At 57.4% G+C, this 23,530-nt stretch carries 24 protein-coding genes; 12 read left to right on the forward strand and 12 right to left on the reverse strand.

Going from position 1 to position 23,530, the window contains the following annotated elements; genetic code table 11:
• Positions 1 to 905, reverse strand: a 905-nt coding sequence (gene hisS, locus JCM12296_RS13970; RefSeq protein ID WP_054694090.1) for a histidine--tRNA ligase, incomplete at its 3' end; no start/stop codon positions are given.
• Positions 906 to 1,173: 268 nt separating this feature from the next.
• Here hisS and JCM12296_RS13975 point away from each other — a divergent pair.
• The 4 genes from JCM12296_RS13975 (at position 1,174) to epmA (ending at position 5,207) form a co-directional block, all read left to right on the forward strand.
• Complete coding sequence (locus tag JCM12296_RS13975) at positions 1,174 to 2,556, forward strand: hydantoinase/oxoprolinase family protein (RefSeq protein ID WP_246804293.1); 1,383 nt, start codon at positions 1,174 to 1,176, stop codon at positions 2,554 to 2,556.
• Entirely contained in the window at positions 2,493 to 2,867 is a 375-nt protein-coding gene (locus JCM12296_RS44475) for a hypothetical protein (protein ID WP_246804296.1), read from the forward strand. The genes JCM12296_RS13975 and JCM12296_RS44475 overlap by 64 nt, the downstream gene beginning before the upstream one ends.
• A gap of 79 nt (positions 2,868 to 2,946) precedes the next feature.
• On the forward strand, positions 2,947 to 4,269 hold the full coding sequence (locus tag JCM12296_RS13980; protein WP_054694093.1) for a histone deacetylase family protein: 1,323 nt from the start codon (positions 2,947 to 2,949) through the stop codon (positions 4,267 to 4,269).
• On the forward strand, positions 4,266 to 5,207 hold the full coding sequence (gene epmA, locus JCM12296_RS13985; protein WP_246804298.1) for an EF-P lysine aminoacylase EpmA: 942 nt from the start codon (positions 4,266 to 4,268) through the stop codon (positions 5,205 to 5,207). The genes JCM12296_RS13980 and epmA overlap by 4 nt, the downstream gene beginning before the upstream one ends.
• Positions 5,208 to 5,490: 283 nt before the next feature.
• Here the strand turns inward: epmA and JCM12296_RS13990 are convergent, their stop codons facing one another.
• Positions 5,491 to 5,832 (reverse strand): hypothetical protein, encoded by a 342-nt coding sequence (locus tag JCM12296_RS13990; RefSeq protein WP_054694096.1) that lies wholly within the window; start codon positions 5,830 to 5,832, stop codon positions 5,491 to 5,493.
• Between the two features lie 230 nt (positions 5,833 to 6,062).
• Between JCM12296_RS13990 and JCM12296_RS47510 the strand changes: the two genes are divergently transcribed.
• The 4 genes from JCM12296_RS47510 (at position 6,063) to JCM12296_RS14005 (ending at position 9,132) form a co-directional block, all read left to right on the forward strand.
• Complete coding sequence (locus tag JCM12296_RS47510) at positions 6,063 to 6,197, forward strand: hypothetical protein (protein ID WP_281492014.1); 135 nt, start codon at positions 6,063 to 6,065, stop codon at positions 6,195 to 6,197.
• A 184-nt stretch (positions 6,198 to 6,381) separates the two neighbouring features.
• Positions 6,382 to 7,359 (forward strand): TRAP transporter substrate-binding protein, encoded by a 978-nt coding sequence (locus tag JCM12296_RS13995; protein ID WP_054694099.1) that lies wholly within the window; start codon positions 6,382 to 6,384, stop codon positions 7,357 to 7,359.
• 16 nt (positions 7,360 to 7,375) lie between these two features.
• Positions 7,376 to 7,852: a TRAP transporter small permease gene (locus JCM12296_RS14000; protein WP_054694102.1), complete on the forward strand. Its 477-nt coding sequence runs from the start codon at positions 7,376 to 7,378 to the stop codon at positions 7,850 to 7,852.
• Positions 7,852 to 9,132 carry a TRAP transporter large permease gene (locus JCM12296_RS14005; protein ID WP_054694105.1) on the forward strand — a complete coding sequence of 427 codons (1,281 nt, stop codon included), beginning with the start codon at positions 7,852 to 7,854 and terminating at the stop codon, positions 9,130 to 9,132. Before JCM12296_RS14000 ends, JCM12296_RS14005 begins: the two co-directional genes overlap by 1 nt.
• Before the next feature lie 90 nt (positions 9,133 to 9,222).
• Here JCM12296_RS14005 and JCM12296_RS14010 read toward each other — a convergent pair whose 3' ends face one another.
• The 9 genes from JCM12296_RS14010 to JCM12296_RS14050 form a co-directional block, all read right to left on the reverse strand.
• Complete coding sequence (locus JCM12296_RS14010) at positions 9,223 to 10,473, reverse strand: sensor histidine kinase (RefSeq protein ID WP_083456138.1); 1,251 nt, start codon at positions 10,471 to 10,473, stop codon at positions 9,223 to 9,225.
• Positions 10,474 to 10,485: 12 nt separating this feature from the next.
• Entirely contained in the window at positions 10,486 to 11,949 is a 1,464-nt protein-coding gene (locus JCM12296_RS14015) for a hybrid sensor histidine kinase/response regulator (protein ID WP_054694112.1), read from the reverse strand.
• On the reverse strand, positions 11,946 to 12,593 hold the full coding sequence (locus JCM12296_RS14020) for a sensor histidine kinase (protein ID WP_157067610.1): 648 nt from the start codon (positions 12,591 to 12,593) through the stop codon (positions 11,946 to 11,948). The genes JCM12296_RS14015 and JCM12296_RS14020 overlap by 4 nt, the downstream gene beginning before the upstream one ends.
• Before the next feature lie 1,221 nt (positions 12,594 to 13,814).
• A complete protein-coding gene (locus JCM12296_RS14030) occupies positions 13,815 to 14,927 on the reverse strand; it encodes a transporter substrate-binding domain-containing protein (protein WP_083456139.1) in 1,113 nt (370 codons plus the stop codon).
• Between the two features lie 17 nt (positions 14,928 to 14,944).
• The gene (locus JCM12296_RS14035) at positions 14,945 to 15,748 is read right to left on the reverse strand and encodes an ATP-binding protein (protein WP_157067611.1); all 804 of its coding nucleotides are present in this window, start codon (positions 15,746 to 15,748) and stop codon (positions 14,945 to 14,947) included.
• Positions 15,749 to 15,971: 223 nt separating this feature from the next.
• Positions 15,972 to 16,100, reverse strand: coding sequence for a helix-turn-helix domain-containing protein (locus JCM12296_RS50495; protein WP_218188083.1), 129 nt, complete (start codon positions 16,098 to 16,100; stop codon positions 15,972 to 15,974).
• Complete coding sequence (locus JCM12296_RS14040) at positions 16,054 to 17,361, reverse strand: sigma-54-dependent transcriptional regulator (RefSeq protein WP_054694124.1); 1,308 nt, start codon at positions 17,359 to 17,361, stop codon at positions 16,054 to 16,056. The genes JCM12296_RS50495 and JCM12296_RS14040 overlap by 47 nt, the downstream gene beginning before the upstream one ends.
• On the reverse strand, positions 17,358 to 18,494 hold the full coding sequence (locus JCM12296_RS14045; RefSeq protein ID WP_054694127.1) for an ATP-binding protein: 1,137 nt from the start codon (positions 18,492 to 18,494) through the stop codon (positions 17,358 to 17,360). The genes JCM12296_RS14040 and JCM12296_RS14045 overlap by 4 nt, the downstream gene beginning before the upstream one ends.
• Before the next feature lie 14 nt (positions 18,495 to 18,508).
• On the reverse strand, positions 18,509 to 18,988 hold the full coding sequence (locus JCM12296_RS14050; RefSeq protein WP_054694129.1) for a PAS domain S-box protein: 480 nt from the start codon (positions 18,986 to 18,988) through the stop codon (positions 18,509 to 18,511).
• Between the two features lie 602 nt (positions 18,989 to 19,590).
• Here JCM12296_RS14050 and JCM12296_RS14055 point away from each other — a divergent pair.
• Complete coding sequence (locus tag JCM12296_RS14055) at positions 19,591 to 19,779, forward strand: hypothetical protein (RefSeq protein WP_054694131.1); 189 nt, start codon at positions 19,591 to 19,593, stop codon at positions 19,777 to 19,779.
• A gap of 96 nt (positions 19,780 to 19,875) precedes the next feature.
• Here the strand turns inward: JCM12296_RS14055 and JCM12296_RS14060 are convergent, their stop codons facing one another.
• Positions 19,876 to 20,691 (reverse strand): alpha/beta hydrolase, encoded by an 816-nt coding sequence (locus tag JCM12296_RS14060; protein WP_054694134.1) that lies wholly within the window; start codon positions 20,689 to 20,691, stop codon positions 19,876 to 19,878.
• A gap of 179 nt (positions 20,692 to 20,870) precedes the next feature.
• On the opposite strand from JCM12296_RS14060, the gene JCM12296_RS14065 reads away from it, so the two are divergent.
• The 3 genes from JCM12296_RS14065 (at position 20,871) to JCM12296_RS38315 (ending at position 23,453) form a co-directional block, all read left to right on the forward strand.
• Positions 20,871 to 21,488, forward strand: coding sequence for a metallophosphoesterase family protein (locus JCM12296_RS14065; protein ID WP_054694136.1), 618 nt, complete (start codon positions 20,871 to 20,873; stop codon positions 21,486 to 21,488).
• The gene (locus JCM12296_RS14070) at positions 21,463 to 22,566 is read left to right on the forward strand and encodes an Lrp/AsnC ligand binding domain-containing protein (protein WP_172683903.1); all 1,104 of its coding nucleotides are present in this window, start codon (positions 21,463 to 21,465) and stop codon (positions 22,564 to 22,566) included. The genes JCM12296_RS14065 and JCM12296_RS14070 overlap by 26 nt, the downstream gene beginning before the upstream one ends.
• A 329-nt stretch (positions 22,567 to 22,895) precedes the next feature.
• Positions 22,896 to 23,453, forward strand: a complete 558-nt coding sequence (locus JCM12296_RS38315) for a universal stress protein (RefSeq protein WP_157067612.1) — start codon at positions 22,896 to 22,898, stop codon at positions 23,451 to 23,453.
• Positions 23,454 to 23,530: the final 77 nt, after the last annotated feature.

Genomic DNA, 23,530 nt, shown 5'->3' on the forward strand with positions numbered 1-23,530 from the left:
GGCATCGCCGGACCGCCCAGGGATTCGATCAAGCCGTCGTAGCGGCCGCCGCCGGCCACCGCGCTCTGGGCGCCCAGGGCGCCGGTCTGGATTTCGAAGGCCGTGCGGGTATAGTAGTCCAGGCCGCGTACCAGCTGCTTGTCGATTTCAAAGGGTACGCCCAGTTTGGCCAGGGTATCGGTTACCGTGGAAAAATGGGTCCGGCAGTCATCGCACAGGTAGTCGAGGATCGAGGGCGCGCCGGCCATGGCTTTCCGACAGCCGGGTACCTTGCAGTCCAGAACCCTGAGGGGATTGCGATCCTTGCGGCGCAGGCAGTCAGCACACAGGTGGGGCGCTGCCTGGTCGAGGATCTGGGCCAGGGCCGCCTTGAAGCGCGGTCGGCAGACCGGACATCCCAGGGAATTGACATGCGCCGTGGTATCGGTCACGTTGAGGCGGTCGAAGAGCGTGCGCAGCAGAAAGATCAGTTCGATGTCGGCGAAGGGGGCGGCGATGCCGAAAATTTCCGCGTCGATCTGGTAGAACTGCCGGTAGCGCCCCTTCTGGGGCCGTTCCCGGCGGAACATGGGGCCGATGGTGTAGAATTTGCGCACCGGATCCTGGGCGGCCATCTTGTGCTGGATGTAGGATCGGCAGATGCAGGCCGTGGCCTCGGGCCGCAGGGTCAGGAGATCGCCCCCGCGGTCGGCGAAGGTGTACATCTCCTTTTCGACGATATCCGTGTCCTCGCCGATGCTGCGGGCGAACAGCTCGGTTTTTTCCATGATCGGAATACGGATCTCGCGGTAACCGAAATCCTCGAAAAGCGTGATGGCCGTGCGTTCGATATGCTGCCACAGCTCGGTTTCACCGGGTAGGATATCCTTGAACCCCCGGATCAGCTGGATGTTGGTTGGATTCATTTCTAAGATCCCTTTCGACACCGCCACACCGCCTTGCCGTCGACGGGCCGGATGCGCGGGGTCTGCGAACTTTTTTGCGTAAACTTGAACGTTTATCTCAGTTTCTGACGAATAGTCAACCCTATTTTAACCATCCCCCAGAGGCCTGGCCGGGAATCAATAAATATAGAATGAAGCGTGTTCAGGAGGATTGTTGACATGGGAGATGTTTTTGGATACCGTGAATCTTCCTCTTCAGCGGCAATAACACCACAGACAGGATGGCACCATGATCATCGGGTTGGATGTAGGCGGTACCCATACGGATGTGGTTCTTCTGGGAAAAGAGGGGTTGGTGCGCCAGATCAAGGTGTCGACCAACCCGTCCGACTTGTTTGCGACGGTTCTCAACGGGCTGGAAAAGATTACCGAAGATGTTGATCCGGGTCGCATTCAACGCGCGGTGCTCTCCACCACGCTGGCCACCAACCGCATCGTTCAGCAGCGCATGCCCGAAGTGGGCATGATCATCAGCGCCGGACCGGGCATGGATCCGGAGCTGTTTCGCACCGGTCCCCACTACCATGTGGTCAAGGGCGGCATCGATCACCGGGGGCGCGAGATTGCCGCCATTGATGCCGATGAGATCCACAAGGTGGTGGACGTCCTGGAGAAAAAAGGCATTCGCTATGTAGGCGTGGTTTCCAAATTCTCCGTGCGCAACCCGGCTCACGAACTGGCCATCGCCGAGATTCTCGGTAAGCGGTTCGAAAAAGTGTTTCTGGGACACCGGATCTCGGGTGCCCTCAATTTTCCGCGACGCATCGCCACGACCTTTCTGAATGCTTCGGTTTATCCGATCCACAAGGATTTTTTCGAAGCGGTGGTCAAATCCCTGGCCCAGAAGGGGCTCAAGCTGCCCATCCGGATCCTCAAACCGGACGGCGGGAACATGCGCTTCGCATCCTCCATCGACTATCCGGCCCAGACGGTGCTTTCCGGTCCAGCCGCCAGCGTGATGGGTTCCGTGGCCTTCGCGCCCCAGAGCGATACCTGCATGGTCATGGACATCGGCGGGACCACCACGGACATGGCGATGTTGGTCAATGGCGTGCCGGTGCTGGACCCTGCCGGTATCAAAATCGGTGAGCACAAGACCCTGATTCGCTCTCTGGACACGATTTCCATCGGCATCGGCGGAGACAGTGTCGTACGCGTGGTGGACGGCAAGATTCATATCGGTCCCGATCGGATGGGCGTTGCCATGGCCTATGGCGGGCCGGTGCCCACGCCCACGGATGCGATTTTCATTCTCGGAATTGGTGAGGGCGGGGACCTGGAAAAGGCCCGCGCCGGCATGAAAGCGCTGGCGGATGAGCTTCAGGTCGATGTGCAAACGGCCGCCCAACAGGTTTTCGATCAGGCCTGCCAGACGATCCTGAACGAAGCCGGCGCCATGGTGGAACGCATCAATGCCAAACCGGTTTACACGGTCCATGAGTTGTGGGAGGGCAGCCGCTTGCAGCCCCGGCACTACATGGTGCTGGGCGGACCGGCGCCTGGTTCGCCAAGGGTCTCGCGCGTTTGGGCGACTGCCCGGTGGAAGTGGTGCCGCGCTGGAAGGTGGCCAACGCCATCGGTGCCGGCTTGGCGCGGACAACGTGTGAGGTGACCCTTTTCGCCGATACGGAGCAGGAAATCGCCACAGCCCCCGAGGAGGGGTTCAACAAGACAATTCCCTCCAGCTATTCAAAAGCGGACGCCACGACCATGGCCCTCGACCTTCTGCGGCGCAAGGCCATCGCCCGGGGGGCCAATCCCGACTATCTCGAACTGGAGGTGGTCGACGCCATGGAATTCAACATGGTCCGCGGATTCTTTACTGCCGGGAAAAACATCCGGGTCATGGCCCAGGTCAAACCCGGGTTGATCCATGGGTACGACCCCATTGCCGAAAAGATCATGGACGACCATTTCGTCTAAGCGGCTGTGCCTTTGGGACAGCCGCCGGGATGAATGCATTCACCTGAACGCCAATTCGTGACAAGCATCGGAGCCTGCCATGCTGCGAGCCAGAAATAAAACCGGTCTGGTCTTTTTTCCCGCTTTTGACTGGGCCATCAGCCCCACCCATCCGGAGCGCGAAGAACGCCTCCTGTATACGCAGGACCAGGTGTTCGAGGAGGGTATCCTCGACATCGAAGGCATCATCGAATACAAGCCCGACCTGGTGACCAAAAAGGACGTCCAGCGGGTCCATTTTTGTGTTCCGGACCTGTGGGCGGTCATGACCGAGTCCCATTTCATCAGTGCCGGAGGGGCCAAGACCATTGCCATGGCGGTCATGGAAAAGCAGGTGGATTGCGGATTCGCCTTGGTGCGGCCACCCGGTCACCACGCCGGTCGGGTGGTCCATGGAGCCCGGGGCTTTTGCAATGTCAATATCGAAGCGATCATGATCGAGTATATCCGCAAGGCCTTCGGCGTCGATCGCGTGGCCATCGTCGACACCGACTGCCACCATGGCGACGGCACCCAGGATATCTACTGGCACGATCCCGACACCCTGTTTATCTCCATCCATCAGGATGGGCGCACCCTCTATCCCGGCACGGGCTTTCTCAGTGAAATGGGCGGGCCCAACGCGGTGGGGGCGACGGTGAACATCCCTTTGCCACCCAATACCTCCGAAGAAGGCATCCTGCATGTCATCCGCGAGGCGGTCCTGCCGATTTTGGAGGACTTCAAGCCGGAAATCATCGTCAATTCCGCCGGCCAGGACAACCATTACTCGGATCCCATCACCAACATGAACTTCTCCGCCCAGGGATACGCCGAACTCACCTCCCTGTTGCGGCCCCACATCGCCGTACTCGAAGGCGGATACGCCATCGAGGGGGCGCTGCCCTACGTCAATGCCGGCATCATCCTGGCCATGGCCGGCATGGATTACAGCCACCTGAAGGAACCCGATTACAACCCCGAACGCATCCGCCAAAGCCCCGAGGTGACCCGCTGGGTGAAACGCAGTTGCGAGAAGGTGCTGGAAAACTGGTACCAGCGCCGTCAGTTGGGTGAACTGGCCCGTGGCGACGCCCGCCTCATACAGCGGGACCGCAAGATCTACTACGACACGGACAACATCTACGAACGTCAGCATGAGACCTTGCGGGTCTGTGAGGATTGCGGCGGGGCCCTCTTGATCGACTCGGCGGCTCAGGATCGCAAACACATCCTGGCCGTGCATATCCCCCGCAAGGCCTGCCAGCACTGCCATGACCAGGGCCTGGCCTGGTACGAAGAGGCTGACCTCGAGGTCTACGACAAGGTCTATCTGCAGGATCGTGCGGCTGATGTGATGAAGGAGAAGGCCCGATCGGCGTGAGTTCTCCGGCGGCTCCCCCCCTGTGGACACGTCAGCATGCCATCCGCTGCAACCTGGTGCAAAGAGCCCGGGTGATCGATGCCGTGCGGCGCTTTTTCCGTGACCAGGACTTCCTGGAAGTGGAGACACCGGTGCGCATACCGGCGCCGGCGCCGGAGGCCCATATCGACGCCCAGGCCGCCGGTGCCTGGTATCTGCATACCTCGCCGGAGCTTTGCATGAAGCGGCTCCTGGCCGCCGGTTTTGAGCGAATTTTTCAGATCTGCCATTGTTTCCGCGAAGGTGAACGCGGCGGCCGTCATCTGCCGGAGATGACGCTTCTGGAATGGTATGCGGCGGGCTGGACCTACCTCGATTTGATGCGCCAGTGTGAACAGCTGATCGGTTTCGTGGCCGACCGTCTTTTGCCCGATGGCCATTTGCGTTACCAGGGCCGTCGGGTGGACCTTGCTCCTCCCTGGCAGCGCCTCACCGTGGACGCCGCCTTTCGCCGCTATGCTGGCATGAGCGCCGAGGCGGCCCTCGATCAGGGCTGCTTCGACGAGGTGATGGGCCTCACCATCGAACCGCGGCTCGGCATCGAGCGTCCCGTGTTTCTGTACGATTATCCGGCACGTTGCGGGGCGCTGGCCCGGCTTAAACCCGACAATCCGGCGGTGGCCGAACGCTTCGAACTTTACATCGCCGGCATGGAGTTGTGCAACGCCTTCAGCGAACTCACCGACCCGGCGGAGCAGCGCTTCCGTTTCGACGCCGAAAACCGCGCCCGCGAGGCCATCGGCAAAACCGTCTACCCCACCGCCGAACCCTTTTTGCAGGCCCTGGCCGCCATGCCGGCGGCTGCCGGAAATGCCTTGGGCATCGATCGGCTGGTCATGCTCATCTGCGATACGGCTTGCATTGATGAGGTAGCTGCCTTCATCCCCGAAGAACTCTAAGAGGCTGTTTGAAAAGTCCGTCTAAGGCCCGCTACCGGCGTTGGAAAACGGCTCGAAATGCTCACATATGCCGGATATGCTCCGCTTTCGAGCCGTTTTCCGCCTTGTTAGCGAACCTGATCCAGACTTTTCAAACAGCCTCTACGGGTAAGGGGTGCCGGTAAAAATAATAAAGCAGGCTGTCGAAGGCCTGCTTTACCCGGTTTTGCCAATAAAACACCCTTGCAACACCCTTTGCGATAGCGGGCATTGCCTCGGAGAATGGCATGGATGGAGAGGTCTGTCAGCCTTCGAGGGTTTTCAGCGAGATCCCGGATTTGGTTTTGCGGACACTGAATCGACTGCCTTCGGCAAACCCCATCTCTTCAATCATCAGTTTGGGAATCACGACGCTGCCCCGCTTGCTGACAAAGACTTCCTTGGAATCAGCGGCTTTATTACTACCGCCGCCGCGGCCGGACTGAATCTGCGATGCCTTGCCGGCGTTCATCAGCGCCTCCAGATAATGGGATTTGAGCTGGGCCGGTGAGCTGAATTTGAACTCCTTCATGATCTCACGCTGATGTTTTCCACTTTCGACAAGTTTGATTAACTTTGCACCGTCAACCTTTTTTTTGGCCGGCATTTGCATCTCCTTTTGATTCATTTCAAGTTAACAACAAACGAAACAGTTTTTCATTATTAACATTGTGAATAAAAAATCAAGATGTGTTAATCGTTTTTTTCATTTTTTTCATTCAATAATAAAAGCACATCTTTTTTTGATATATTTCGACGATTGAAAAGACAAATTCTTGATAACGGGAGTAGCCTTTAAACCGGTTTTTCGGAAGATCTTTTTATGCGTTATGAATTATGAAACTGATCTTTTATCTCTTCCATATCCTCGGGTATACCGCTCGTGAGCCAATGGATGATGGCTTTTCAATGGATGAAAAACATCGCCCCATACCGGTGGCTGAACCCCCTGCAATCAGCCTTGTGGTGTAAACGATTCGTTTCACAAGTTTGCTTTACCCCATTGCGTTTTCACCCCATTGCAATCAACGATTTCATATGATACCTGATCATCAATACCTGAACTGAACAATTTCGTGTGTACCAAAACAGACAATGATTGGTTTCATCATTTAATGCGATCCTAATTAATGCATATGTCAAGGAAGGAGACGCCATGAAGAAAGCTGTTGTGTTGATCGTTGCCGCTGTCCTGTTGGCCTTTGCCGGAACCGCCATGGCCGGTATGCAGATCAAGCTGGCCGTGGTCACCAAACCCGGTTCGGCGCAGAATATCGTTGCCGACAAGTTCAAGACACTGATCGAAGAGCGTTCCCCTGGGAACATCACGGTCAAGGTCTTTCATTCGGCATCCCTTGGCAACGAAACCGAAATTCTGCAGCAGATCCAGATGAACACGATCCAGATGGGGATCATTACCGACGGTCCCTTCGACACCTTCGATCCCATCACCCGGGTCATCAGCTACCCCTTCCTTTTCAAGGATAACGAGCAGGCCGACCAGATCCTTGACGGTCCCCTGGGGGCCGAGATCCTGAAGAGCCTGGAAACCTCCAAGTTCAAGGGGTTGTGTTTTTCCGAGAACGGATTCCGCAACCTGAGCAACAACAAGCGGCCGGTCAACGTTCCCGACGATGTCAAGGGCCTGAAGATCCGGGTCATGTCCTCCACCATCCACAAGGCCATCTGGCAGGCCCTGGGCGCCAACCCCACCCCCATGCCCTGGCCGATCTACACCGAGCTGGAACAGGGCGTCATCGACGGGCAGGAAAACCCGTTGTGGGTCATGGAAGTCTACAAATTTTACGAGATCCAGAAGTACATGACCCTGACGCGGCATGTTTATTCCAGCCATATCGACGTGGCCTCCCTGGACTGGTGGAACAGCCTGGCACCGGCGGATCAGGAACTGATCCAAAAAACCATCATCGATGCGGCCGTGTTCGAGCGCCAGGATAACCGTTCCAAGAACATCGCCCGTCTGGCCATGCTCAAGGACAAGGGCATGCAGATCGTCGAGCATCCGGATGTCGACGCCTTCCGGGCCAAAGTGGCCGAATTGAAGAACCTCGACGTGTACAGCGCCCCCAAAGTCAAGGCCTTGCTTGAGAAGATCATGCAGGCCACCCGATGATTCAGGGAGTGTCATCATGACGGTGCTGGAGAAGATGAGCTTCCGGATCAACCGGTGGATCGAATACCTTCTGTTCGGGCTGGGATTCTCCATGGCTCTGCTCGTGGCCATCCAGGTTTTTTTTCGCTACATCTTGAACCAGTCGCTGTTCTGGTCCGAGGAACTGGCCCGCTACATGCTGGTATGGCTGACGTTTCTCGGCGCTTCGGCGGCATATTTCCGCCACGCCCATCCCGGGGTGGACATCCTCTATCGCCGCCTGACACCGGGTCCGCGCCGGTTTTTTGATGTGCTCATCCACCTGGCGTCCATCAGCCTGTTTGCGGTGATGATCATTTATGGCTACCAATTCGCCGATTTTGTGCATCTGCAGACCACGCCGGCCCTGCAGCTGCCCAAATGGATCGTGCTCAGTATTATTCCATTCAGTGGCGCGGTCCTTTTGATCCACGGCATCACCTTCCTGGTGGCGTCGTTGAAACGGGGACGCTGATGACCGCCACCGTTTTGCTGCTCTCGCTGCTGGTTTTATTTGCCATCAATACGCCCATCGCCATTGCCATTGGCGTTGCATCGGTTTTGGGAATCCTGGTGCAGGGGGATTTCAACCTCATGATGATGGTGCAGCGCATGTTCGGCGGAACCGACTCTTTTCACCTGATGGCCGTGCCCCTGTTCATGTTTACCGGAACGATCATGGAAGCCGGCGGAATCAGTCGGCGGATCATCGATTTCGCCAACGCACTGGTCGGTTGGCTGCCGGGCGGCATGGCGGCGGTAACCATCGTCTCGGCCATGTTTTTCGCCGGGATTTCCGGATCTGCCGCGGCTGACGCCGCCGCCGTGGGTGCCATCCTGATTCCGGCCATGAAGAAATCGGGTTATGACTCCGATTTCGCCGCCGCCGTGCAGGCCTCCGGTGGGTCCATCGGGGTCATCATCCCCCCATCGATCCCCATGATCATCTTCGGATTCCTCACCGGCGCCTCCATCGGCCAGCTCTTTGCCGGCGGAATTTTGCCCGGGCTTCTGATCGGCATCTCGTTGATCGGTATGGCGACCTTCATTTCCCGGAAGAACGGCTACGCGGCCACGACGCGTTTCTCCCTGGCCGAAGTCTGGCACACCTTCCGGCGTGCCCTGTTGGCTTTGGGCGCGCCGATCATCATTTTGGGGGGAATTCTCTTCGGTATCTTCACGGCAACGGAATCGGCGGCCGTGGCGGTGGTGTACGGCCTGTTGGTGGGGATGTTGGTTTACCGGCGCATTCGCATCAAAGACCTGTATCCCCTGTTCCGCGATGGCGCCGTCACATCGGCGATTGTCATGCTGATCATCGCCACGGCATCGGCTTTCAGTTGGATTGCCGCCATCGAGGATATTCCGGCGCGCCTGGCCGGCAATCTGTTGGGCTTGACCACCAACCCGGTGGCGCTTTTGCTTCTGATCAACCTGGTGCTGCTCATCGCCGGCACGTTTGTGGAAACCACGGCGGCCCTGATTCTGTTGGTGCCGATGATCACGGCCATGCTGCCGGCCCTGGGCATCGACATGGTTCAGTTGGGGGTGATCGTGGTCACCAATCTGGCCATCGGTATGCTGACGCCGCCCATGGGCATCTGCCTGATCGTTTCCTGTTCCATCTCCGGCGACTCCCTGGGCGCCGTCAGCCGCCGGGTGGTGCCCTTTTTGGGAATTCTGATCATCGATCTTTTGATCATCACCTTTTATGCCCCCATTACCCTGTGGATGGCCCGTCTGGTGGCCAACTAACAAGCTGACAACGGTCGGCCGATTGTCGTTTGGCTTGTAACCCAGCGGCCCGACGGCGGGGGAAGCGTTCCCGCCGCACGGGGCCGCTGGTCACCGGGCCTGGGAAGAATGCGGAATTCGAATCGTAAAACAAGTTCCCTGGTTGGGTTGACTGTCGACGGAAATCGTGCCGCCATAAGCGCGCACGATCTGGTCGCAGGTATAAAGACCGATGCCGGTTCCCGAAGGTTGCACCGCCGCGGCGTGGTGATCCGATGATTTGGTGGTGAAATACAGATCGAAAATCTTGTCGATGTCTTCCGGCGGAATTCCGGATCCCGTATCGCGGAAGGCGAGGATGATATGCCCATCGTCAAGATCGGTGGAAATGGTCAGTTCCCGAACCGGTGCCGCGACCATGGCGTCGGCGGCATTTTTCACCAGATTGTAGATCAGCTGGGAGAAATCGGTATGATTGCCCATCAGTGGCGGCAACTGGGGATGCAGCAGCAGTTTTTTATGAATGGATTTCCCCAGGACCCGATCGGTGTTGAAGAAATCCAGCTCTTCCCGGATCACCGCGTTCAAATCCATTTCGCGCCGATTGGATTTGGCGCCATCACGGCTTCGCGTGAGCAGGTTGGTGAGCATTTCATCGGCTTGGCCGATGGCCCGCTTGACCGTCTGGTGCAGGCTGGAAATTTTCTCGACCGTTTCGAGGATCTCCTCGACAGAGGCCTCTTCTTTCGCGAGAATTTGACGGGTGAGTAAATCGGCGACTTCGATGTTTCCCTGGAGTGCGGTCAGCGGGCCACGAATATTGTGCACGATCCCACCTAACATCGTCCCCAACAATGCCTGACGATCCTTCTTGATCAATTCGCGGGTTCGCATGCGGACGATCTTTCCCAGGGAGTGGTTCAGCGCGCTGAGTTCATCCTGGGTATTCTTCAAGCGCAGCAGGATCCTGATTTTGGCCCTCAGTTCGTCGGCATCGAAGGGCTTGGTGAGATAATCATCGGCCAGGGCCCGGTAGCCCGCCAGACGCTCCGGCAAGTCGGCGCAGGCGGAAAGCATCAACACCATGGTGCCGCGCTGAGGCGGGTCGTTTTTGATGTGTCGGCAAAGCTGATGGCCATCCATTTCGGGCATGCGCACATCCAGGATGACCAGATCCGGCTGAAATTGGGGTAACATCGCCAGCGCCTGTTTACCGTTCTCGGCAAAAACCAGCTGGTATGCGCTCTTCATGAAGATTCGCTGGATGGTCTTGAGGTGATTCGGCTCATCGTCAACCACGAGAATCTTGTTCGTTTGGGTGTCCTTGGCAGATGGGGTGTTTCCGGAAAGGGTCGTCATCATATGATTCCTCGGTTAATTCTTTTTTCCCGCGAGCCGATCACCGTCGGCCCCAGTTGTTGTCATGCAACGGCCGGCGGCATGCGGTGACGTCACCGGGAGCGTGATGGTGACGGTGGTGCCTTGGCCTTCCTGGCTGTCGACCGTGATCTCGCCACCATGCGCTTTGACAATATCATAGCTGATGCTCAGTCCCAGTCCCGTTCCTTCTCCCACCGGTTTGGTGGTGAAGAAAGGATCGAAGATCCGTCCCATGGCCGATGCGGGAATGCCCACGCCGGTGTCCGCGATGCTTACCACAATGGATGCATCGGTGCTGCGACGGCCGTTGATCACATGCCGGGTCGAGATACGGATCTCGCCTTGTTCGTGGATGGCCTTGGCTGCGTTGATCAGTACATTCATGAATACCTGGCTGATTTTTCGCGGGTACCCCATGATCTCGGGCAGCTCACCATAGACCTTGACCACTTTGGCTTGGTACTTGATTTCGTTCCAGATGATGTTGAGTGTGCTTTCCAGGCACTGGTTGACGTCAAAGAGATCGAAATCGGCTTCATCCAGCCGCGAAAAGGTTTTCAGATCCATGACGATCCGACGGACCCGATCCACGCCTTCGAGGGATTCATCCACAAGGGCATTGATATCCTCGAGAATGAAATCAACGCTCTCCTCAGCCTTGAATTGGCCGATGTCTTCCATTTTCGCGGAGAGATCGGCAATGCCCGTGGCCATGCATTGATCTTCCACGGCTTGATAACGGGCCAGCAGCTCGGCGAGTTTCTCTCCATATTGCTTCAACACGGATAAGTTGCCATTGATATAGGAGATCGGGTTGTTGATTTCATGGGCGATACCGGCCGCCAGGATTCCGATGGAGGCCATCTTTTCGGACTGAACCAGCATGGCCGTCTGTTCCTTGACTTTATTTTCAAGATTGCGGTTCATATCGGCTAACTGGGCGTTGGCCTCCTGCAACCGTTGGGAAAGCGTCTGCCGTTCCTGCTCCAGGTCCCAGGAATGGGTCAGGGCACGTGCCAGCTGGCGAATCTCCTCGGGATTGAAAGGCTTGCGCAGATAGAACAGATCGTTGCGACCTGTCACGCGGATGATGTCGGCCGGTGTGTGGTCGCTGTACGCGGTGACGATGGCGATCTTGATGCGCGAATCCAGTTCCCAGATCCGACGTGCGGTCTCGGCACCGTCGATGCCGGGCATCATCATATCGATAAACGCCACGGCAAAGGGGCGACCCGCGTGTTGAGCGGCCTCGACGGCGGCAATGCCCTGGTCCCCGCGTTGGGTGATGGTAATGTCATAGTTGATCGCCGATTCCGTTTGTACGGTCGGGCCTTCGCCAAAAAGCCGGGCGCCGATAGCCAGCACGTCGCTTTTTTCGGCGGGTTGCAAGATGCTTCGGTAGGCCTCGCGAATCCCGGGGTCGTCATCAATGATCAGAATCCGATGGTTGGATGTCATGGCTGTATTTCACGTCCTTGATGAGGATGGGCCGGCGGATTGGCCGAAACCACCGCAGCGACGGTCGACGGGTATTCGTCGATGGCCGCGGCACCCTGCCGGTCAAATTCAATGGTCACCGTAGCACCCCGATCGGCTCCAGGGCTGTCGATGCGCATGTTTCCATGGTTGGCCTGCACGAACATTTTGCAGTAATACAGACCGAAACCCGAGGATCCCTTGCCCGAGTGGCCCAGGTCGAACAGCCTGTCCGTATTGCGGTCCTCGATCCCGATGCCGCTGTCGGTAATGGCAAGGCCGATGGACCGCTCGTCGCCATACGTGCGCAACGTCATGGTCCGTTTAACGGTCGGCGGGTTCCGTTGGTCGATGGCTTCGTAGCCGTTTTTGATCAAATTGACGAGGACCTGCATCAGGCGGTTTTTGTCGATGATCAGCACCGGCAGTTGACATCCGAATTTTCGGATGACGTGGATATCCCGTTTTTCCAAGGCACTGGCCTGCATCTGGATGGCATCCGCCATCAGAATGTTCAGGTCGATGCGCCGCTTGACCTCGTGCTCGGATGCGGCATAGGCTTGCTGCATGGTGACAATCTCGGAAATATAGCTCACCGCCTGGGATATTTTTTCTCGGTCCGGCAATTCCGTTCGTGCAGGGTGCCGATGGTGTCAAGCAGGTTGCCCATGAATTCGATGAGGTCGTGACCTCGCGGGCTTTGTAGAAATTCTTTCGTGCCGCTTTGGCTGTGCTGCTTGAATTCAGCATGACATTTGCCCAGGTAATCCAGAGGGGACCTCAGGTTGCCGTTGTCAAGGTCGCAAAGAAACACGCCAATGGGGGTAAGGGCATTGCCGATGTTGTGCAACACCATGGCGGAAAGCTGGGCCCGACCGGCCTCCATGGCTTTGTTGATCAACCGATTCTGGGCAGCTTTGAGATCACGGGTGCGTTTTTCGACCAGCCGTTCGAGGTTTTCCTGGTATTTTTTGATTGTCCGTTCGCGGATGGCGGTCTCTTCCAGGCGGGTCTGCAGGACGGTGTTCTGGGTGTTGAAACGCCATAGGGCGCCCATGCCGCCGATGATCCCGATGGTGATGATCCCCATGATCAGCGATAGATGCCAGGGCGGCGCGCTGCCAAAGATGTCCGCCCGGGGAATGATCGCCGTAATTTTGAAGGGGGTCCCCTTGATGGGCACCTGAAACATGAGGGACCGTTCGCGAATGATTCCCGATTCTGCCGGCGACAGGTCCGTGACATTCAGGCGTGCCATGTCGATGCCGTCCTGATGGTAGGGTTTGCCGGCCGGCAAGGGTGCACAGACCAGTTCACGGTCGTGAAACAAGCCGTGCTTACAGACGATTCCCAGGCGTCGGGGAGAACCTTTCGTTTCGGGCTTCAGCAGGTGGTTGAAGACGATTTCCTCGGAAAGCACGGCCACCAGCTGGCCGGCATAGCGTCCCTTGAAGAAATAACCCGCGGAAATCATCGTGTCGAACGTTTTGGGATCGCTTTGCTCGAAAACGAAGATCTGATCACTGTCCGGCGTTCGAAAATGCGCCCACGCGGTTGGCGGCATGGATGGCGTCTCCTGCGGGTCGATATCGACGAGTACGGTTCCGGATGCGTCGATGAAGAGCAGTCGGGTATAGATGGGCGCGTTATAAAAGCGTTTGTTTACCACGACATCCTTGAACTTTTGGCCGATGGTCAACAGGCTTGCCCGCAGGCCATAGGCCATGGACATTCCCAGGGCCTTGTTTTCGAAGAAGATCGATATCTCGCGACTGGCACGCAGATCGTTCAAATCATCCTTGCGTTCGGTAAAGAAGTATTCCAGGTTGACGGCTTGCCGGGCCAGGTCATGCCGCATCTGGGTCAAGGCCGACCGATGCAGGGCCAGCTGGGCGCGGTAGTTCATCCATAAGGTGCTGCCGATGATGCCCACCAGCAAGATACCGAAAATCAGCGTGGCGACTTTGATCCGGTTGGTCGTGGTCATTCGCTGAGGACCTCTTCCGACAGTGACCGCACGATTCCGTCCCTTTGCCCTTATCGATCTCGAAGAAGTCCGGGTAGTAGCGGAAGACGGCCGGATAGTATTTTTTGACCAGTTCCGCGAAGCTGCCGTCGGTCCGGGATTGGCGGATGAATTCGTTGTAGGCGGCCCTGAGTCGCGGCGCCTGCTTGGAAAAACCCGCCCCCATGGCCTGCATGGGTGAAAGGGGGCCGATGACCTTGATCTGACCCGGCCACTTTTCCAGGGCGATCAACGCATCGGGGACGTCGAGGAGGGTGGTTTCCGACTCGCCGTTGATGATGGCCGGCGCCAGTTCGTTAAGATTCCCCTGGAAAAGGCTGACCTTCGCGCCCGTTGCGGCGACGTTGTAAAGCGATGGTTCCAGGCAGGTGTTGGATACACCGAGAATGCTGTGCCCGCCCAATAAGCCCTTCACCAAAGCGATATCCTGGTGGATGTCCGTGCCGGGAGAGATGGGGGGGAGCGGGGCGTCCGCACGGGCGACCACCCAGATCTGGGTGGGGAAGGTGGGCGTGCCGTAGTCGATGATCTTTTGGCGCCAGGGCAGGATGGTGAACCCGTTGGCGATCAGATCGCCGCGGATGGGCCGCTGGCCCACAATTTCGATATCGGCATCGGCGGGTTTGACCGTTTTGCCGGTCAAGTCACCGATCACCGCTTCCCAGGTGGTCTGAACATACGCATAGCGTACGCCCAAGTGGGCCGCGAAACGCTGGATCAGTTCAACGTCCAGACCATCACCACTGCCGGTGACAAAGTTGGCGTAAGGCACCCCCAGGTGACGGATCACGCCCGCCTTGAGAATGTCGGGAAGATCACGTGGAGGCGGCGAGACCGCATATGCCGGTAGCGGCCCTAGGGTGCTGATCGTGAGGCACAGTGTCGCGACCATGGCCAACAGGCCCGAAACGGATGTGTTGCGTTCGGTTTTCATGGATATCCTCCTATGGTTCATCTGCTTTTCCTATCGGCCACGAGGCCGCCATGCTTGAGACCCTCGTTGTCGCCAGGCCTTCGCCGGCAATTGACCGATCCGCCGATATCGATCATCGTCGTCCCACCCGGATACGTCCGGGTTCGATAGGTTTTAAGTCGCCGCAGGCTGTCGAGGGTGGCGGCCAGGCGATGAACTTGTTGGCGAATCTGCTTCAGGTTGGAAATCAGCTGGGCATCCATGCCATCCGGGTTCAGCAGCAGCATTTCCGACCACCCGACGATCACCTGAAGCGGTTGTCCCATTTCATGGCAGACGGCCGTGGCCAGTTCGCGTACACCGGTCATGCGCTCCATCTGCTGATTATGCCGATCGTCGCTGTCGTCTTGGTCGAAGCCGCTTTCTTCGAGCATGGGTTGCGGCGGGTGCCGGTGCGCATCGGCCGCCGATGGTAACCGCAGGGCCGACTGGAGAATCCTTGCCGCATGGGACCGAAAGGCGTTCACCGATCCGACAAAAAGGGCGCCAGCGGTACGCGCTTTGATCTCCACGTCCGCTTCGATGGACGCGGCAAGGTAGATCATCCGAACCCCGGGGTAGTTTTGCCGCAAAAGGGAAAAAAAACGATCCGCCGGAAGACTTTCCGGCAACTGGGTCACCACCATTACCCGTAAATAGGGTTTGAAATCGCATGCATGGATCATCACGGCGTAATGATCACACTGCCGGGACCGAAACATCGAAGAGATAATCTCCTGGATGTTTCCGATCAGAGCGGGATCATTGCCCACGATGAGTACTTCAGGAACGACTTGTCTCAATGCCTTGGCCTCCGTGTTGATGCCTTCCGATCCCTGACAAGAAGGTCGTGCCTGATTCCAATAACAAACCCTGTGCCAATTATGGATATTTTTAATAAACTGAAAATACTTTAAATAACGATGTGGCTGGCCGAAATCGATCTGCCGTTTTGAATGCGGCTATGGATGCGCCTGTCATTTTGACGGATTCCACGGCGCCGGTGGATGCGCCGCCTGAACCCACTCAGGCGTCGATCGCGTATTGCTTCATCTTTCGATACAGCGTGGATTCGCCGATTGCCAGGAGCTGAGCGGCATGCCGGCGATTACCGTCGCTTTTGGTGAGGGCGTTTTCGATGGCCAGTTTTTTCAAAGGCGGCCAGGGTATCGTTTTCGGGCAGGGCGTGGGAACCCACGTGATTGGCATCGCCGGTGATTTCGGGTGGAAGATCCTGGGGAAGGATGCGCGTATCCTGACAAAGGGTCATGGCGCGGTGAATCGTGTTTTCAAGCTGGCGGACGTTACCTGGCCAATCGTAACGCTCCAGAAGCGTTGCAGCGGCTTGACCGATGGTGCTGGCGGGAGTGGTGGATGAGCTGTAGTGTTCAATAAAATGGCGGGCCAGCAAGAGCACATCATCATCGCGTTCACGCAAGGGCGGTACTTGGAGACGAATAACATTCAAACGGTAGAAAAGGTCTTCCCGAAAGGTGCCCTCGGCAACAGCCCGCTGCAGGTCGCGGTTGGTCGCGGCAACGATGCGCAAATTGACCGCATAGGTTTTGTTGCCGCCCACGGGACGAACTTCCCGCTGCTGGATCGTGCGCAGCAGTTTGGCCTGGATCGCCGGCGTCAGTTCACCCACTTCATCAAGGAAGAGTGTGCCCTGATCGGCCGCCCGCACCAGACCGAGGGTGGTCTCATAGGCGCCGGTGAAGGCCCCTTTAACATGACCGAAGAGTTCGCTTTCGATGACCGTCTCGCTGATGGCGGCGCAGTCCACCGGAATGAACGCCTTGTCGGCGCGGGGGCTGTGATGGTGGATGGCGCGTGCGACCAGTTCCTTGCCGGTTCCGGTCTCGCCCTGGATCAATACCGATGCATCCGAAGGCCCGATCTGAGCCACGGTGGTTTTTATGGCCAGCATGGGACGCGAAACGCCAATCAGCGCATGGTAGCCGAAACGGAACCGGGCTTCCTGGCGTAAGCGTTCATTTTCGCGTTGCAGCACCCAGATCTGCCGAAGTTGGTTGATACGGGCGGCCAGGCTTTCCGGAGCGTAGGGCTTTTCGAGAAAATCCGTCGCCCCGCACTGCATGGCCGCCACGGCCTCGCTGACGCCGCCATGGCCGGTCAGCATGATCACCGGGAGGGTGGGATAGTCCTGGTGTAGGTGCTGCAACAGGGTCATCCCATCCATTTCAGGCATCTTCAGATCCACGATCGCCGCATCGGCCGGTTGCCGGCTCAAGCGATCCAGCGCCTCTACGCCGTTTGCGCTGGTGATGATACGGCAGTCCACCGCCAGTCGAAGGACCCGTCTGAGCGAATCGAGGACGCGTGGGTCATCATCGACCAGGAGTAGGGTAAATGGCTTGGAAATCGTTTCCGGCGGATGGGTGGCGGCTTTCATGATCGGTTCTCCGATTGGGCCTGCAGGATATCCCGGGCATCCCGGATGGCCTTGGAAAGCTCGGCCAGACGATAGGGCTTGGGGATGAAACCGTGACAACGGGTTAACAGTTGGCGGATGGATTCGCTTTCGCGGTTGAACCCAGAGGAGAGCAGCAGCGGAACGGTGGGCGCGATCCGGACGATTCGTGACAGGGTCGTTTCCACGCCGGGACCGGGCATGACCATGTCCAGGATGACGGTGTACAGTCGGCCGTTGGCTTCCTTGAGCCGGGCGAGCGCCTCATCCACATGGGTGGCGGTGATGACCTGATAGCCCAGCAGCAAGAGCATCTCGCGACCCACGTCCAGAAAATCGGGTTCGTCGTCAATCAACAAAATGGTGTCGCTGGTGTCCCGGCGTTCCGGGGTCGGCGCCACCGCTTTCGGGAGGGTGGCTGCCCTTGCTGCCGGGAGGAGAAGACTGAAACAGGAACCCTTTCCCGGTTGACTGGAAACGTCGATATAGCCTTTATGGTTTTTAATGATGCCATAGGTGGACGCCAATCCCAAGCCGGTACCCTGGCTTTCCGGTTTGGTGGTGAAGAACGGTTCGAATATTTGCCGCTGGGTTTCCCGGTCCATGCCGTGGCCGGTGTCCCGTACCGATAGCTTGGCATAACGACCGGGGACGACGTTGTACTCCCGGCTTGCGCGATCGAGGATGTCGGTGGCCTTGGTTTCGATAAAGAGCCGACCTCCGGTGGGCATGGCCTGTACGGCATTGATCAACAGGTTGAGCAGTACCTGCTCGATCTGGTTTCGATCGCCATTGATAACCGGTGTGTCCGGGTTGAGGTGGGTTTCGATGCCGATGTTGCGATTGGCATGGCCGAACATCTCGAGGCTTTCCGCGACCAGATGGCTCAGATCGATCGGGCTGATATCCGTCTGTCCGCCACGGGCGTAGCCGAGGAGTTGGCCGGATAGCTTGGTGCCGCGTTGAACAATCTGACTGATGATGTCCAGCCTTTTCTGATGGGGGCTGTGGGGAGCGAGCTGGTGGCGCAGGATTTCCACATTGCCCTGGATGCCGGCCAGCATGTTCTTGAAATCGTGGGCGATGCCACTGGACAGGGTGCCAATGGCCGCCATCTTCTGGGATTGGATCAGCTGATCTTCCGTTTTTTGCGATGGGTGATGTCGCGGATGCTGACCACCCGGCAGGGGCGGCCGGCCCATTCGCCCGGGCGTGATCGCATCTCGGCGGGAAAATGCCGGCCGGAGGCGGCCACGGCGGTGATTTCATATAACTGGTCATCGGTGGCGGTCAACAGGCGCGCGACCATCCCGGCGTCCTCCGGGCGGATCAGGTCCTTCAGGATATTCATGCCGATGATGGTTTCCGGGGGGCGTTCGATGATTTTGGCGAAAACATCATTGGCCTCGATGACGATCCCGTTGTCGTGAAAGAAAATGCCTTCGCTGCTGACCAAGGCGAAGAGACGGTAACGATCCCGGCTCTCCTTGAGCGCCACGTCGGCGGACCGGCGTTCCGTGACAAGCGAAACGCTGTCGTTCGAAGCGTTGTCGTTCGAAGCGTTGTCGTTCTCAGGTGCCGTCATGGTGGGGGATGAAGGATAGCGCATGCCTAATTGCTAAGGAAACCATTTGGCGTATGGGTTGTTTGGGGCCAATCCGCGATCGACAAACCGACCGGGTGCAGCGGGTCATGCAGACTGGACGCGTTCTCCGGAAAAATACGGTTGCAAACCTCCTCCGCCACCCGGATCCAAGATACGCGGTTGTCGCCGCACCCCTTCGTATGCTTCTGAGTCTGATTTCGACAGTCTTGCAAAGAACTTTAGATGTTGATGCGGACGTCCCCGGCCGGTGGGATGATTGCTTTTTTGATCGTACCTTGACATAGGGAAACAATCATTTTAAACTAATTCCCTTAAGATCCGTAACAGGTAGCCGGTAAATCGCTTTGGCTACCGTTGCAAGGCCGTCCTCGCGTGTTGCGCGCTTTTTCCCGCCTCTACTCTATTGCTGCCCGATTGCGAAGGTCTGAGCATGGCTTTGTGAGGAGTATCCGTCATGTACCGTCAAGGCGTCTTGAAACTGTGCCCATCCGGCTCCCGGATGGTAATCCGGCCGTTCGGGAGTCTTTGTCATATGATCGCGTCACGGATTCGCAATTCGTCCGATCCTTCATGATGGGCAGCGATCGGAGATAAGGAGGTGGGTGATGAAATTTTCCGATTTTTTCGTGCCCCGTTGGCAGCATTCCAATCCATCGGTTCGCAAGCGAGCCATATCGCGGCTCAGGGACATCCAATTGCTTGAGCAGATTGCTGGAAAGGACAGCGATGCCGGTGTCTGTCAGGCCGCTGCGGACCAATTGGAGAGCCTTCAGGTGAAAGAGACCGCTTCCTGATGGTGCCCCCGCAACCTCGCCGGGCCCGGATGGCACGTCGGTGTCGCCGGGCCTTTCTTTTTCTGGGGCGTACCGCCATGTCGGCCCCCCCGCAGGCTAAACCGGTTCGGCTCCCATCAGCCCACCGGCCAGCTTGGCGATGGCCGACAGGTAGGCATCCATTCCGCGCATGAAAATATCGTTGTGATTGGCTCCGGGGATTTTCAGCAAAACCTTGTCCGTGGCACCGCTGGCATCAAACAGGGCTTGGCCGTCGCCAAAGGGGATGATGTGATCGAACTCGGCGTGGATAATCAGTGTCGGACCCGTGAATGCGCGGATTTTGTCCCGGTTGATAAAACCCTCCGGTTCGGAAAAACCGATGCGCTGGGGATCGATCCCCAGCAGCCGCAGCAGCGGCTGGGTCCGGGCAAACCCGCTTTCGATGATCAGCCCGTCGATGTGCTCACCGTGGGTGGCCGCCAGCTCCAGGGCCGACGCGCTGCCCAGAGAACGTCCCATGACCATTAAGGGACCGCTGAACCGCTCTTCCTGCAACCACTGACAGATGAAATCAAAGAGCACATGGCAATCGGCCATCATGGCCGCAACTGTCGGGTACCCATCGGAACAGCCATACCCGCGGTAGTCCGCGGCGATAAAACTGACACCCAGCCGATTGAACAGGGGGGCGATATCGTCGTAATCGGCGACGATTTCCCCATTGCCGTGAAAAAAGAGAATCACCGGCTGATGGTGCTGGCCCATGTAAAAGCGGGTACCCACGCCGATATCCGGTGCCACGGGAATACGAAGTTCCTTGAAACGACTGCCCCCGTCCACGGGACCGGCTGCCTTGCGGGGGTGAAAGAGCAGGCCAAGCACCTCGGGGCGGTCAAGCGCCTGGTAGAAAGTGGGGGGATCGGCGTTCATCGTCCTGTCCTCCTGATCAATAGCGGGTGTTGAGGTTATTTTCGCCTCGGCGGACAAGTCATGCGCAGTACGTTCCCGGCTGTCCTGGGGACGTGGAATCATCGCCATTATCCGCAGACCAACAGGATTTCGTCAAGGTGCGTTTACAAGCCCTGACGAAAAGGATAAAGAGAGAACCCATGAAAATTCTCTCGATCTCCGATACGATGGTCGCGGAACTGTCCGGTCGGTTTGATGTGCGGCCCTTCAGGGAGGTCGAGCTGGTGCTGAGCTGCGGCGATTTGCCACCCGAGTATCTGGCCGGCGTCCGACAGCGTCTGGATGTGCCGCTTTATTACGTGCGGGGCAATCATGACATTCGCTACCACAGTACGCCGCCCTGCGGTTGCCTGAATCTGCATCAGCGGTGCATCCCATTCAAGGGGCTGCGCATCATGGGGTTGGAGGGATCGCGCTGGTATAATGGCGGGCCGATCCAGTACCGGGAATTCCAGATGCGTCAGATGATCTGGCGGATGTTACCGAATCTGTGGTTCCGGGGCGGCGTGGATATCGTCATCTCCCATGCACCGCCCAGGCATATCAACGACGCCGAGGATCGCTGCCATCGTGGATTCGAATGTTTCCTGAAATTGATCGGGCGTTTCAAACCCCGCTATTTTATCCATGGTCACATCCACGCCCATTTTTCCCACCCCTCCCAGCGGCAGACCCTGGTGGGCGATACGTATGTCATCAACACCTTTGGCTATCACCTTCTGGAGCTGGCGCATGGGCCGTCTGACGGATCTGATTAAAAAGTGGTGGACCGGCGAACGGGGGGACAATGAGGCCAAGTGTTTTCGTGACGATCAGGCCTGCGAAGGTGCCTTTGACCACATCGACCGGGGCATCTGTGCGGTTCCCCTGGACCGGATCGTTGGCAGCGTGGGACGGTATCACGATTTCGACAGCCAGTTCAAACTGAAGGATCACATGCCGGCAGACCGCCTGGTCAGCATCAAACGGGCCATGCGCCAGGGGCATTCCCTGCCACCGGTGAAACTTTACAAGATCAAGGATGAGTACTATGTCCTTGATGGCAACCACCGCATCGCCGCGGCCAAATCCTTCGGTCGTACCGATATTCTGGCCAAAATTGTCGAGTTTATCCCTTCCAGCAATACCCTTGAGAACATCATTTACCGTGAAAAAAGCCACTTTATGGAACAGACCGGCCTGAACCACCCCATCGAACTCAGCGAGGTCGGGCAGTTTCCTCACCTCATGGAACAAATTGAAAAACACAAACGCTTCCTGGAGACGACGGAGAACCCCTCGGTGACGATGACCATGGCGGCCGAAGACTGGTATCAGACCATCTATCTGCCCCTGACCGAGATCATCCGCAAGGGGCGGCTGTTGACGTTTTTTCAGGGGCGCACCCTGGACGACTTGTACGCCTACATCTCCTATCACCAGTGGGAAAAGGGGCGCACCCGCAAATACGGCATCGGGATCGACAAGTTGATTCCCAACAGCATGGAGGCGTTCAGGAAGAAAATGGCCAAGATGAAAAAAGAGGAGTACCCGGAGATGCTGCGCGGTATCACCGCCTTCATCATGATTACGGCCGAGGCCAAGCGTGAAACAAAAGTTGTCGACCGGCTTTTCGCCCTGCCCGAAGTCAGGGAGGTGCACTCGGTGCACGGAAGTATCGATATTCTGGTCAAGATTACGTTGACCCGCGATTTACTGACCTCCGATGCGGAGGTGATCGGGCAGTTCGTGCAGGAAAAAATCCGCCAGATCCCCGGCATCCTCTCTACGCAGACCCTGATTCCCGGTCAATCCAGAATTAAACCGGCGGACCCCGCCGACCCCACCGATTCCTGAGTAAAACGCCGATCAACGATCACCCGTTGCGGCAGGGCAGGGAGGTGGTGTTTTTCGGCATCATTTCCCATGGCTGTCGATCCCCTCTGACCCGGCGGTGGTGCTTTCCTGAAAAACCTTTTGCGAGGACGGGTTTTTCTCGGTTCCGCGTCGCATTGCAGGCCTTTCATCGGGTGGATGGGCGGGTTTTTTGTGTGTTTTCTTCATTGAACGGTCGTTCGTTCATTTTATATTGACAGTATAGACAGTGTTTTTTATACACCCAAGGATCATTCCCCTTGGAACGGTTCATCCCATATCGACACCAACCAGAAAGTAGAGGCGAGATCATGTTCAAAGGTATCAACACCATCTTGTTCACGACCAATCTGACGCGTAACTGTGTACCCGCATTTGATGTGGCGGTTATTCTGGGGCTGAAGTTTCAGGCAAAGATCGTTCTGCTGCACGTGATGGAAAGGATTCCGGATTATGTCGAGGGGCGTTTGGAAGGGCTGCTGGGCGAAGGACACTATAAAGAAATGATGCAGTCCTATGAGAACGAAGTCCGTCAGAAACTGATCGGCAAACGATCCACCAGCAAGCTTATCCAAAAAGCCCTGGAGCGGTTTTGCCTCGAAGCCGGCATCGACGACGAATCCTGCGGTTATCAGGCCAAGGACGTGGTGATCGGGGATGGCGATGTGGTCGACAGCATTCTCGAGACGGCCAAGGAACATGACTGCGACCTGATCATCATGGGGGGGCACGAAGCCGCTTTCCTGAAAAAATCTGTCGGCGGCAACATCAAATCGGTACTGGGCAAAGCAAAGATTCCGGTGTTGGTGGTCCCTGCCGATCCAAAAGAGGTCGCGGATGTGCCGGAAGTGATCGGCTGGAAGAGCTGACCCCGCGGATGAAGGGATAAGCGGCCCAAAGGACGAACCGCTCGCTTCTGTCTGCGTCGGGGCGCAACGGTCGATTC

This window comes from Desulfosarcina cetonica JCM 12296, from assembly GCF_001311845.1.
In the GTDB taxonomy this organism is placed as follows: Bacteria; Desulfobacterota; Desulfobacteria; order Desulfobacterales; family Desulfosarcinaceae; genus Desulfosarcina; species Desulfosarcina cetonica.